15 protein-coding genes are annotated in these 12,663 nt (G+C 33.7%); 10 read left to right on the top strand and 5 right to left on the bottom strand.

Annotated elements, in window-relative coordinates:
• Window positions 1-5: 5 nt before the first annotated feature.
• Window positions 6-707, bottom strand: coding sequence for an SDR family oxidoreductase (locus FA046_RS06375; RefSeq protein ID WP_136825555.1), 702 nt, complete (start codon window positions 705-707; stop codon window positions 6-8).
• A 78-nt stretch (window positions 708-785) separates the two neighbouring features.
• Between FA046_RS06375 and FA046_RS06370 the strand changes: the two genes are divergently transcribed.
• From FA046_RS06370 to FA046_RS06340, 7 genes are all read left to right on the top strand, one after another.
• A complete protein-coding gene (locus FA046_RS06370; RefSeq protein WP_136825554.1) occupies window positions 786-1,520 on the top strand; it encodes an MlaE family ABC transporter permease in 735 nt (244 codons plus the stop codon).
• Window positions 1,517-2,266 carry an ABC transporter ATP-binding protein gene (locus FA046_RS06365; protein WP_136825553.1) on the top strand — a complete coding sequence of 250 codons (750 nt, stop codon included), beginning with the start codon at window positions 1,517-1,519 and terminating at the stop codon, window positions 2,264-2,266. The genes FA046_RS06370 and FA046_RS06365 overlap by 4 nt, the downstream gene beginning before the upstream one ends.
• A 53-nt stretch (window positions 2,267-2,319) precedes the next feature.
• On the top strand, window positions 2,320-3,213 hold the full coding sequence (locus FA046_RS06360) for a class I SAM-dependent methyltransferase (RefSeq protein WP_136825552.1): 894 nt from the start codon (window positions 2,320-2,322) through the stop codon (window positions 3,211-3,213).
• Window positions 3,214-3,276: 63 nt separating this feature from the next.
• Window positions 3,277-4,320, top strand: coding sequence for a hypothetical protein (locus FA046_RS06355; protein WP_136825551.1), 1,044 nt, complete (start codon window positions 3,277-3,279; stop codon window positions 4,318-4,320).
• Between the two features lie 169 nt (window positions 4,321-4,489).
• Window positions 4,490-4,816 carry an ORF6N domain-containing protein gene (locus FA046_RS06350; protein ID WP_169303317.1) on the top strand — a complete coding sequence of 109 codons (327 nt, stop codon included), beginning with the start codon at window positions 4,490-4,492 and terminating at the stop codon, window positions 4,814-4,816.
• Window positions 4,817-4,999: 183 nt separating this feature from the next.
• Window positions 5,000-5,233, top strand: a complete 234-nt coding sequence (locus FA046_RS06345; protein WP_136825549.1) for a hypothetical protein — start codon at window positions 5,000-5,002, stop codon at window positions 5,231-5,233.
• Complete coding sequence (locus tag FA046_RS06340; protein ID WP_136825548.1) at window positions 5,234-5,533, top strand: type II toxin-antitoxin system RelE/ParE family toxin; 300 nt, start codon at window positions 5,234-5,236, stop codon at window positions 5,531-5,533.
• A gap of 22 nt (window positions 5,534-5,555) precedes the next feature.
• Here FA046_RS06340 and FA046_RS06335 read toward each other — a convergent pair whose 3' ends face one another.
• Complete coding sequence (locus FA046_RS06335; protein WP_136825547.1) at window positions 5,556-6,029, bottom strand: DUF6702 family protein; 474 nt, start codon at window positions 6,027-6,029, stop codon at window positions 5,556-5,558.
• A 43-nt stretch (window positions 6,030-6,072) separates the two neighbouring features.
• Here FA046_RS06335 and FA046_RS06330 point away from each other — a divergent pair, with 43 nt between their 5' ends.
• Complete coding sequence (locus FA046_RS06330; RefSeq protein WP_136825546.1) at window positions 6,073-6,651, top strand: HupE/UreJ family protein; 579 nt, start codon at window positions 6,073-6,075, stop codon at window positions 6,649-6,651.
• A gap of 160 nt (window positions 6,652-6,811) precedes the next feature.
• Window positions 6,812-9,151, top strand: a complete 2,340-nt coding sequence (locus tag FA046_RS06325) for a M1 family metallopeptidase (RefSeq protein WP_136825545.1) — start codon at window positions 6,812-6,814, stop codon at window positions 9,149-9,151.
• Window positions 9,152-9,522: 371 nt separating this feature from the next.
• Here FA046_RS06325 and FA046_RS06320 read toward each other — a convergent pair whose 3' ends face one another.
• From FA046_RS06320 to FA046_RS06310, 3 genes are all read right to left on the bottom strand, one after another.
• On the bottom strand, window positions 9,523-10,728 hold the full coding sequence (locus FA046_RS06320; protein ID WP_136825544.1) for an ATP-binding protein: 1,206 nt from the start codon (window positions 10,726-10,728) through the stop codon (window positions 9,523-9,525).
• Window positions 10,729-11,018: 290 nt separating this feature from the next.
• The gene (locus FA046_RS06315; protein WP_136825543.1) at window positions 11,019-11,447 is read right to left on the bottom strand and encodes a tail fiber domain-containing protein; all 429 of its coding nucleotides are present in this window, start codon (window positions 11,445-11,447) and stop codon (window positions 11,019-11,021) included.
• Between the two features lie 60 nt (window positions 11,448-11,507).
• Entirely contained in the window at window positions 11,508-11,813 is a 306-nt protein-coding gene (locus FA046_RS06310; protein WP_136825542.1) for a hypothetical protein, read from the bottom strand.
• A gap of 115 nt (window positions 11,814-11,928) precedes the next feature.
• Between FA046_RS06310 and msrA the strand changes: the two genes are divergently transcribed.
• Complete coding sequence (msrA, locus tag FA046_RS06305) at window positions 11,929-12,471, top strand: peptide-methionine (S)-S-oxide reductase MsrA (protein WP_136825541.1); 543 nt, start codon at window positions 11,929-11,931, stop codon at window positions 12,469-12,471.
• Window positions 12,472-12,663: the final 192 nt, after the last annotated feature.

Here is a 12,663-nt window from a genome sequence, read left to right as displayed (position 1 = left end):
CTGTTCTAAATTTGTCCGTGGATGGGCTTTATCACAATTTGATCTACATTTGCGCCAATGCTCATTTTCATGATTTGATCAATAGCTGATGCTACATCCTGTGGTTGTATAAATTCATCAGGAGAAATGGAAGTGCCTGCCCAAGAGTTTGTTAAAGTAGAACCTGGCAATATTGCCGTTACTTTTACCTCATAGTCCATCATCTCTTTTCTCATGATGTTATTAAGACTAAGCAACGCCGATTTAGTTACACAGTAAGAACCTGCATTTACAATTGTTTCTATACTAGCCACAGAACATATATTAAAAATATACCCAAAACGTCTTTCTTTCATTAAAGAAGCCAATTTTTTATATAAGTAATAAGGCGCATAAACATTGGTTTGCATGTGAAGGTCTAAAGCATCATCTTCCTCATCTAATATAAAAGAGGGCACAAATACGCCTACATTATTTACCAAAACATCTATTTGGCCTAAAGCCGATAAAGAAAGCGCTGCAAATTGCTGTACTGCCTTTTTTTGACTACAGTCTACTTCTTTGATAAATACTTCTACGGCTGGATAAAGCTTAACAATCTCTGCTTTAAGCTCTTGTAAATCTTTTAAATTTCGGGCGCACAAAGCTAAGTGATGGCCGTTTGCTGCCATATTTAATGAAATTGCTTTGCCTATTCCTTTAGAAGCCCCGGTAATTAATACATTCATTTTATTTGATTTTAATACCAATTTAGGTTTAATATTTGCAATAGATAAAAAAGCTTATTTTTACGCAAAAACCAAACTATGATATTTTACCATTTCGGAAAATATATTCTATTACTTAAGGCTATTTTTAGAAAGCCAGAGAAACTTAGCATTTACAAAAATGAAATCTTTAAAGAGATGGTTGATATTGGCTTAGGTTCCTTAGGAATCATTAGTATTATATCTGTTTTTATTGGTGCAGTAACCACCGTACAAACCGCCTTCCAGTTAACCAGTGATTTAATTCCCAAATCTATTATTGGTGGAATTACTCGTGATTCTACTATTTTAGAATTGAGTCCTACCGTTTGTTCGCTGGTTTTAGCAGGTAAAATAGGCTCTAGCATTGCATCACAAATAGGTACCATGAGGGTTACAGAGCAAATTGATGCTTTAGAAATTATGGGTATCAATGCGCCTGGATTTTTGATTCTACCCAAATTACTTGCAGGCGTAATTATGATTCCAATGTTAGTTATTGTAGCTATTTTCTTAAGCATTTCTGGAGGTTACCTAGCAGGTAGCGCTTCTGGAGCCGTTACCGCAGCAGAATTTATTCAAGGTTTAACTACAGATTTTATTCCATTTACAGTAGTAGTGGCTATGGTTAAGGCATTTGTATTTGCTTTCATTATCACAACAGTATCTGCCTACCAAGGATATTACACTAGCGGTGGAGCATTAGAAGTTGGCCAAGCCAGCACAAAGGCAGTTGTAATTAGCTGTATAGCTATTTTAGTTTCTGATTACATTATTGCACAACTCTTATTATGATAGAAGTTAAAGATATTTATAAAAGTTTTGGAGAAAACCAAGTACTTAAGGGTATTTCTGCGGAATTTAAACCAGGCGTAACCACCTTAATTATTGGAGGATCTGGATCTGGAAAAACCACTTTGATGAAGAATATGGTGGGATTACATGAACCAGATAGTGGCAAAGTGCTTTATGACGGCAGAGATTTTACTTCTATGAACACACATGAAAGAATTCCTATTAGAAAAGAAATTGGAATGCTTTTTCAAGGTTCGGCTTTGTTTGATTCTATGACAGTAGAAAAAAACATCCGTTTCCCATTAGATATGTTTACAGAACAATCTAAAGCAGAAAAATTAGATCGCATAAATTTTGTTTTAGAAAGGGTTAATTTAGCAGGCAAAAATAAATTGTACCCTACGGAGCTTTCAGGCGGGATGAAAAAAAGAGTAGGTATAGCCAGAGCTATTGCCATGAACCCCAAATATCTTTTTTGTGATGAACCCAACTCGGGCTTAGACCCAAAAAGTTCTATCATGATTGATGAATTAATTAAAGAAATTACCGAAGAGTACAATATTACCACTGCCGTAGTTACACATGATATGAATTCGGTGATGGGAATTGGAGATCATATTATATTTTTGCACCAAGGAAAAAAATGGTGGGAAGGTTCTAATAAAGAAATTACCTCTACAGATAATCAAGAACTAAATGATTTTGTTTTTGCCACCAAACTGATGGAAACGCTATTAAAAAAGTAGTTTTAATCCTTAAAAATTCAAATAAAAAAACTCGATTTAGAATACACAAATATATGGCAGAACCTTCTATAAACGCACTTTCTCCTCAACATTGGAAAGATTATGAATTAATAGATTGTGGAGATTTCGAAAAGCTAGAAAGGTTTGGAGAACTTATTTTAATTAGACCAGAGCCTCAAGCAGTTTGGGATAAACTACTCCCCGAAAGTGAATGGCAAAAACTGCATCATATTAAGTTTAAAGGAAGATCGGCTACAGCTGGTGAATGGGTAAAAAAGAATTCTAAAATACCCGATAGATGGCATATAAATTACCAAAACAAAGATGTATCTATAAAATTAAGATTGGCTTTAACATCATTTAAACATGTTGGCGTTTTCCCAGAACAAGCTGTTAACTGGGATTTTATATCGTCAAAAATCAAAAAATTCAAAACACCTAATCCTAAAGTACTCAACCTTTTTGCCTACACAGGCGGCGCTTCTTTAATTGCTAAAGCAGCCGGCGCAGATACCACCCATGTAGATTCTATTAAACAAGTAGTTTCATGGGCTAACGAAAATCAAGAGATTTCCAATTTAAAAGATATTAGATGGGTAGTAGAAGATGCTTTAAAGTTTGTTCAAAGAGAGTTAAAGCGAGGTAAAACTTACAACGGAATTATTTTAGATCCTCCTGCTTATGGCCATGGCCCTAAAGGCGAAAAATGGAAATTGGAAGATCAGATTAAAGAAATGATGAAAGAAGTGGTTCAATTGTTAGATCCAGAAGAACATTTTTTGATCTTGAATACTTATTCGCTCGGTTTTTCGTCTATCATAGTAGAAAATTTAATACGTGGTGCTTACCCTCAAGTAAAAAACTTAGACATTGGAGAGTTGTATCTAAAGGCACAAAGTGGAATAAATCTTCCCTTAGGCGTTTTTGGTAAATTTAGCTCGGTATAATGTTGAAATCTTTTTTTCAGAACACCAAAGCTTAGTCCTAATTTCAAATAAATTAAAAATTAAATGTTGTCGACAAAAAACCTGCTTTTAGTACCACAATTATTTTGTGTTGCTGCCTTATTTTACTCTTGCTCTGGTGCTGATAGTAAAACACCAGCAAAAAACAATAGCACCAACGATTCTACAAAAACTATAGCTGCCGAAGAAAAAGACCTCTTTAAACCAGTAGATTCTGCTAAATATTTTGAACTTCAAAAATATTTAGCCAACGGAGATACTACTGGGAAATGGCCAGTAAAAAAAGATGTTTTACCTAAAGATGGCGCCATTCTTCCCTTTAACAGGATAGTTGCTTTTTATGGTAACCTTTATTCTAAAAAAATGGGTGCTTTAGGCGAATATGCTCCAAAAGACATGTGGCGTTTGCTAAACGCCGAAGTTGCCAAATGGAACAAAGCAGATAGTACCATTAAATCAATTCCGGCTGTACATTATATTGCTACAGTAGCTAGCGGCACACCCGGAAAAGATGGAAATTATATTAACAGAATGCCAGATAAACAAATAGACTCGGCATTAACTATTGCTAAAATGCACAATGCCATTGTTTTTTTAGATGTGCAAGTAGCGCTAAGTAATTTAAAAGCCGAATTGCCACGTTTAGAAAAGTATTTAAAAATGCCTCATGTACATTTAGGAATAGACCCGGAGTTTTCTATGAAAACTGGAGCAAGACCTGGATCAAAAATTGGCACTTACGATGCAGTTGATGTAAATTATGCAACAGAATACTTGGCTAAATTGGTAAAAGAGAACAACTTACCCGCTAAAATACTAGTGGTACACCGCTTTACACAAGGCATGGTAACCAATTACCAAAATTTTAAATTAAGAAAAGAAGTGCAAATTGTAATGCACATGGACGGTTGGGGCGAACCCGAATTGAAAAAAGGAACTTACCGTAACCATTTATATAAAGAACCAGTTCAGTTTGTAGGTTTTAAAATATTTTACAAAAATGATTTAAAGAAAGCACCTAACAGGTTAATGACTCCACAAGAGTTATTGAAATTAACACCAAAACCTGTTTATATTCAGTATCAGTAATATTTGTATTGAGGTACTTTAGAATTTCATATAAACCATAAAAAAAGTCTCCCAAAAAGGAGGCTTTTTTTATGGTTTAGAGATATTATTTTATAAAGGAATCGCAAAATGCGATACCTCAATTCAAGATTATTAATTTGTATTCATGAGGTTTTTAAAAACTGAGTACTTGAAGTCGCAAAATGCGACTTCAAGTTGGGGCGGAAGAAGAAAAATACCTTTTGCTTTTACAGAGCATGGTATACTCATGTTATCAAGTGTGTTAAACAGTAAGCAAGCTATCAGAGTAAATATTCTAATTATGAGAATTTACACCAAAATAAGAGAGCTTTTAATAGCACATAAGGATGTTTTTATTAAAGTTGAACAAGTAGAAAAGAAACTTATTAAACAAGATGAAAAAATAGAACTCCTATTCAGTTATCTCAGTAAATTTATAGAAAAAGAAGACCAACCCAGGGTACAAATCGGGTTTAAAACTAAAGCAAACAACTAAAACTTAAAACTTGCCTTACTCTCCAGAGCATCTAATTTGGTACTTTGCCTTTTACCCGCCACCGTTACATTCAACATATTTATTTGTTCTTCATTACAAATCACGGCTTTTTACTTTCTAGATTTTTTTTAAACGATACACTGTTATTTAAAAATATTATCTTTAATGTAAAGTAGGAGAAATATGGATATCTCAATAAAATATAAAATCGTTGAAAAAATTATTCAAAGTCAAGACGAAAACTTGTTGAATGAGATAAAATCTTTATTAGAATTATCTGAGACTGATTTTTGGAATGATCTTCCTTTTGAAGTACAGCAAGGAATTAATAAAGCTAAAAATCAACTTAACCACAAAGAAGGAATTCCACATTCAAATGTGATGGAAGAAATAAAGCATAAATTTCTAGGGAAATAAATGACTCCTTCTAATATTATTTGGTCTCCTACAGCGAGATTAACCTATTTTAATATACTAGAATATCTTAATGAAAAATGGACAATTAAAGAGTTGAAATTTTTTATTAATAGAACAGAAACAGTCATCCAAAACATCAGTATTCATCCTAAACTTTATTCTTATTCTAAAGAAAGTGATATTTACAAATGTGTTTTAGTAAAACAGGTAAGTTTATTTTATATAATTAAAGATGAATATGTAGAGCTATTAATATTTTGGGATAATAGGCAAGATTTAACCAAACTATCTAACATCTGATAACTTTCGTCTGATAACCAACCTAAAACTTAAAACTCGCCTTACTCTCCGGAGCATCTAATTTGGTACTTTGCCTTTTACCCGCTACCGTTACATTTAACATATTTATTTGTTCAGCATGTAATTGGTTTAAGATACTATTGTTTATTTCTATCGTATTTATCTTATTAATTTTTGGGATTTCGAAATAACACCAAGCAGCTTCACCTTGTATTTCATAGCCTACAAAATTCATAGTGTAAACTTTACCATCAATTTTTAAGATCAAATGTTTTTTTACATAATCAGCTATAAGCGTATTCACTTTTACTTTATCAGTAGGTTTAATAATATCAAAACTTACCTTATTTTCCTTTTCTATTCCATGCTCTAAATCGTCAAAAAATATTTTAGAACTTATCTCCACAGTTTTGTTTTTTGAATTATGATTAACTTCTGTAACACTTACATAGAAAGGATGAAAAAAAGCAGCTAAAAGGAATATTATATTTATCATAATTAATAATTTGCAATTTACAGACCAAAACTAAAACAATTTGATGCAAGATTTTTCTATTTTTTTTCAATTAGGCTGGCAGCATATTTTAGACTGGCAAGGTTATGATCACATCTTGTTTGTAACGGCTTTATGTGGTGTTTATTTGATAAGCGATTGGCGAAAGCTTTTAATTTTAGTGACTGCCTTTACCATTGGGCATTCTGTAACCTTGGCGCTCAGCGTTTTTAACCAAATTTTAATTCCATCTGCATGGATAGAATTCCTCATACCGGTTACTATTGTAATTACTGCTTTTATCAATATTGTTAAAAAAAGAACGTTTAAGCAAAAATTCAACCCTATATACCTGTTAGCACTAGTTTTTGGTTTAATCCATGGAATGGGCTTCTCTAATTATTTAAAGAGTTTACTGGGTAAAAGCAACAATGTTGTTGCAGAGCTATTTGCTTTCAACATAGGATTAGAATTTGGACAAATAATTATTGTATTTTCGGTGTTGCTACTCTCCTTTTTAATTGTAAAACTAATTAGAGTGCAAAAAAGAGAATGGAATCTTTTTCTTTCTTCAGCTATTTTCGGGATTGCTTTGGTAATGGCTATAGAGCGGTTTCCTTTTTGAAGTTGAAAAGTTTTAAGTGAAAAATTGAAAGTTTAAGGTAATAAGTTTTAAGTAAAAAGTTCAAAATGAGACCGCAAGCATCTTGATACTAGCTTCTTGATACTCAATACTAAAATCTCAATACGCAATAATCACATCCCAATACTAAATATCAAAAAATATGAAATATAAATTAATCCCTTTTTTATTAAGCTTTGGATTGTGTGGAGCTGCTTATGCGCAGTTTCAACAGAATAATCCGGGTGCCAACCATGGCAACAAATTTGAACAGTTAGAAACCATTATTCGTGATCCAAACATGTACCGTTCAGCTTCTGGAGCACCGGGTCCGGCTTATTGGCAACAAAAAGCTGATTATGTAATTAACGCCGAAATTGACGAGAAAAACCAACGCTTAATTGGTTCAGAAACGGTTACTTACACCAACAATTCGCCAGATCCGCTGACTTATTTGTGGTTACAATTAGACGAAAACGAACATAAATCTACCAGCGATAACCAATCTTTTGATGGTAGTAAAATGGGTGATAGAATGAGTATCCGTCAATTACAAACCATTATAGGTGGCACAAATGATTATGGCGTAAATATTTTAAAAGTTACAGATGGTGCTGGTAGTGCGTTAAAGTACACCATTAACCAAACCATGATGCGTATTGAAATGCCAAAAACATTAGCGCATGGGGCAAAATTTGTATTTAAAATTAATTGGAATTATAAAATTACCGACCGTACCACAGTTGGTGGTCGTGGTGGGTCTGAATATTTTCCAGAAGACGACAATTATTTATACACCATTGCGCAATGGTACCCAAGAATGGCCGTTTACTCTGATTTTCAGGGCTGGCAAAACAAGCAATTTACCGGAAGAGGCGAATTTGCTTTAACTTTTGGAGATTATAAAGTAAACATTACCGTACCCGCAGATCATATCATTGGTTCTACAGGCGAATGTCAAAATTATAGCTCAGTATTAACTGGCGCACAATTAAACCGCTGGAAACAAGCTCAAAGCGCTAACGAACCTATTGAGGTGGTGACTTTAGCAGAAGCTAAAAATGCCATGAAGTCTAAATCCACAGCTAAAAAAACGTGGACATACTATGCTCAGAACGTAAGAGATTTTGCTTTTGTAAGCTCTCGCAGATTAGTTTGGGATGCCATGAAGGTAAATGTAGAAGGAAAATCGCCTATGGCAATGTCTTACTACGGACCAGAAGCTTACGGTTTATACCGTAAATATTCTACCAAAGTAATTGCCAATACTTTAAAGGTTTATTCAAAACATACCATCACTTATCCTTACCCAGTGGCTATTTCTGTAGAAGCATCTAACGGAATGGAATATCCAATGATTTGCTTTAACTATGGCCGTACAGAAAAAGACGGAACTTATTCTGAAGCTACCAAATACGGAATGATTGGCGTAATTACGCATGAAGTTGGGCATAACTTTTTCCCAATGATTGTAAACTCTGATGAGCGCCAATGGTCTTGGATGGATGAAGGTTTAAACACTTTTTGCCAATACCTAGCCGAGCAGGAATTTGACAACAATTACCCCTCTCGTAGAGGTCCGGCTCATTTAATTGTAGATTACATGAAACTGCCTAAAGACCAGTTAGAGCCAATCATGACCAACTCAGAGAACATCATCAACTTTGGACCAAATGCTTATGCTAAACCAGCAACCGCTTTAAACGTGATGAGAGAAACCGTAATGGGACGTGAGTTATTTGATTACGCTTTTAAAGAATACGCCAGAAGATGGGCTTTTAAACACCCTACTCCTGCTGATTTTTTTAGAACCATGGAAGATGCATCTGCAGTAGATTTAGATTGGTTTTGGAGAGGTTGGTTTTACGGAACAGATGCCGTTGATATTTCTCTTGATAACGTGATTGCTTTTAGAATGGATAGCAAAAACCCTGAAGTAGAAAGCGCTTACCAAAGAAAGCAAGCCGAAGAAAACAACTTTATTATTGCCAGAAAGCGTAACCGCGATGCAGGCATTACCTTTGCCGTAGAAGCCGATACTTCTTTGTTAGATTTTTACAACAAGTGGGATCGTTTTGCCGCCACCCCAGCTACCAAAGAAAACTTTAACAAATACTACGCTTCTTTAAGTGCTGATGAGAAAAAACTATATGATAGCAAAACCAATTTCTACCAACTAGATTTCTCTAATATAGGCGGTTTGGTATCTCCAATTATTATAGAATGGACTTATACCGATGGCACCAAAGAAGTAGAAACCGTACCCGCTTACATCTGGCGTAAGGATGAAAATAAGGTAACCAAGGTATTTGCTAAAACCAAAACTATGGCTTCTGTTAAATTAGACCCATATTTAGAAACTGCCGATATTGACGCCAGCAACAACAGCTTCCCAAGAGTAAACCAACCTACCAAGTTTGAGTTGTTTAAACAACAAAACCAAGTAAGAGGCGCTTCAACCGGAGGCAACCCAATGCAAGAAGCAAAGAAAACACAGAAATAAGATTGATATTTTTATAAAAGAAAAGTCGGTGGTTTTCATAAACTACCGACTTTTTTGTTTTTGGGCGTTCGGGCAGGCTGTACATTCATACTGCACAGGCCTTAAGCTCAAAGCCGGTATCCATTTCCATCCTTAACGCAAAAGAATTCTGAGCTTCAAATTAAAGTCAGGCTGAGCGGAGTCGACGCCTTTTGATTCGTCACACCGCTGTTCGTGATGTTAGAGTATAAGCATCTCTAACTAGCAAATAAAAAGGATTTGGAATATTTGCAATCCGCATTTTACAAATACTTTTGTACATGATGTTAACGATCTAAATTTTGAAAAAGTAACGGTTAACAGAAAAATTAAATCTTCAATCCATCTAATTCCTAATAAAGAAACCCAAATAAATACAGCGGAATCTTATTCATAAAACCTGTTTCTATATCATCTGCAATTACATAAGCATTTTCTAGGTTTTGAATTTGTTTAGCAGATTTCCCCTTCCCTCCAATTTCAAATATAAATTGATTTCCTTTTTCGTTGATGGATATATCCCCTTCTTTAGGTAAAAAAACCTCGTCACTATAATTAATCAGTTGATTCAAAACAAAAGTTTCTCTTAAAGTACCTAAATCTGGTGAAATTTTTAAAGCGTAGGAAAGATTGGTGTTTTCCAGATAAATTTTATCTGGTTTTTGAAGTAAGCTAATGCCTTTACCATCTCTATTTAAGAAATGTAATAAGCCTGCTTTTTCTAATGCGTGTAAATAATTTTTAATGGTGTTTCTGCCAATTTCTAATTTATCAGCAATGGCAGATACATTTGCAGTAAAAGGAACAGATTCGGCTAAAATTCCCAACAACTTTTTAATCTTAAAAATATGTTCAGCATTATATCCGTCTATGTATGCTAAATCTTCATTTAAAGTAACCTCCATCGTTTGTATCAGTCTTGCTTCAAAGCTATGCTGACTTAAACCTTTGCTAAACGGAAAATATCCTTTTTTTAAATAATCTGGAAATAAGGAAAGAGGCTTAAACAAACTTGATAGTGATTGAGCATGTTGGATATGGTTTTGCAACAGTTCTGTTAAATCTATTTTTGGATAATGGATTTGATGAAAAAAGGAAAGATATTCTCTAAAAGACAAACCCGCTAATTCATAGCTTAAAACCCGTCGGCTTAAGTCTGCCTCTCCACGATATAAATCTAATGCAGATGAGGAGGTGAATATCAATTGTAAATCTGGCAATCCATCATAAATGATTTTGATTTGGCTACTCCAATCTTTCAGCTTATGTACTTCATCAACCAATAAGGTTTGTCCACCTATTTGATGAAACTGTTGGGCTAAATCAAACAAAGTATGGTTGTAAAACCAAGGATGATCTAAAGTCACATATAAATGTTTGCTGGTATCCTTTAAATTATACTTAAGATGTTGCAACAATAAAGTGGTTTTACCCACACCTCTTAGCCCTTTTATACCCACAAATCTTTCTTGCCATTCTACCTCATTAAACAAGTAACGGTTAAAATCATTAGTGACTTTTTGTAGTAAAGCAGCCTGATACTGAAATAGTTTTTCCATTATTTTGGTTTGAATTCAAACCAAATATACACAAAAATTGGTTTCAGATTAAACCATTATGAATTGAATAAATAAAAATACTTCACCCTCTGCCTCGGCCTGTGTCCTCACAGACGAAAACTACCTTTCCCCTCTGCATGTGTACTCACAGATCAAAATAGGTAATAAAAGTGTTTTTTGAGGACACAAACCACGGAATGTGATAAACAACTCACAAATTTAAAAAACAAAAGAAGGAGCCTCATCAGCTCCTCTCTTTCACATTATAACACTAATTAACAATACAAAAACTACTTTTTCTTTAAAGTTTCAATTTCTCGTTTTAAAACATCTATTTGTGCTTGCTGCTCATTAATGGCGGCTACTAAAACCGGAATCAATTTTTCCATATTTACCTCATCATATTTTGCAGTTTTAAACTGGTTTTTGCCGGCAGGATACATTTTAGAAGTTTCATAAACTACAGATGGAAAATTGGTAGATAAACTTTTTGTTTCAAAGCCATACTGAGGCCCTAAAGGCAATTTCAAATTCTTTTGTTTATCTGCTTTGTAGCTAAAACTAATAGGCTCCAATTCTTTTAACTGGTTTATTGGATTAGCAATCTCGGCAACATTAACTTTTAATTCATTGTCGGCAATTTTTTGAGCATTAACATTTAATGCCAAAATAGTAAGTAAAGACCCTAATAAAGATCCTTTTATCAAAGAAAATTTCATGATGATATAATTTAAAAAATAATAAATTGTAAAAATTTGTTTGGAAATTTGGGAAATCGACTAGCCCTCTGGCGGAGGATTGTTTAGAGAAATTTTTAGGCTAGAAATTCTACTATCGGTTATAAATGGTAATGCTTGTGATTTACCATACCTCACCAATAATACGGGTTGATCAATCAAAAAACGATCTGATTCACTAATTTCAGATTCATTTTCGTTAGTATCTTGAGCAGAAGATTCTGGGTTGTTTTCAACTAAAGACATTTCAATTTCTTCATCTACAAACCATACCGCCGACTCTGAAAAGTTCAGCTGTACAATTAACAGAATTAAAATAGATATGATATTTACTGATTTTTTAAACATTTTCTCAAAAAATATGTCTTAAAATTGCAGACAGATAATTAATGATTCTTATTGATCTTTAACTGGAAGCAAATATATTGCATAAATCATATTTTCAGCAAAAAAATATATAATAATGACACAAAAAGGAAATTTTGGAGGAGGGTGTTTTTGGTGTACCGAAGCTGTATTCACAGCTGTTAATGGTGTTGAAAAAGTAACTTCTGGCTACATGGGTGGGCAGGTTGATAACCCAACTTATGAACAAGTTTGCACAGGTACAACTGGTCATGCAGAAATTATACAAATAGAATTTGATCCTGCTAAAGTTTCTTTTCAGGAATTGTTGTTGATTTTTTTTAAAACTCATGATGCCACCACTTTAAATCGCCAGGGAGCAGATGTAGGCACTCAGTACCGTTCGGTAGTTTTTTATGAAACTGAAGAACAAAAAATCCAAACCGAAGAAATGATTACGCAGTTAAATGTAGAGAAAGTATTTTCTAATCCAATTGTGACTGAAGTTTCGGCGGTTGAGCAATTTTATCCTGCAGAAAAATATCATCAAGATTATTTTATTAATCACCGCAGCCAAGGTTATTGCATGGCAGTAATAGAACCTAAACTGGCTAAATTTGCAGCTAATTTTAGAGATAAAATTAAACCCGAGTTACTTTAAAAATCTTTTTAATTTGATGATTGTGGCTTTTAAATAAAGAAAAGCTCATTACAATTAAAAACAAAAAAAATCTTATTAGAATAACACTAGTTGGATAGCAATCTTTTACTTTGATTGCTATTTTCTATATCTTTGGCTGAGTTTTAAAGAGGTGCAACTTTTGCACTTATCTTAAGAATTAAGATAGCATGA

Origin of the sequence: Pedobacter cryophilus, from assembly GCF_005116455.1 — a bacterium.
Classification (GTDB): domain Bacteria; phylum Bacteroidota; class Bacteroidia; order Sphingobacteriales; family Sphingobacteriaceae; genus Pseudopedobacter; species Pseudopedobacter cryophilum.
The sequence above is the reverse complement of the archived record's forward strand: the minus strand, read 5'-3'. Positions and strand labels throughout refer to the sequence as shown.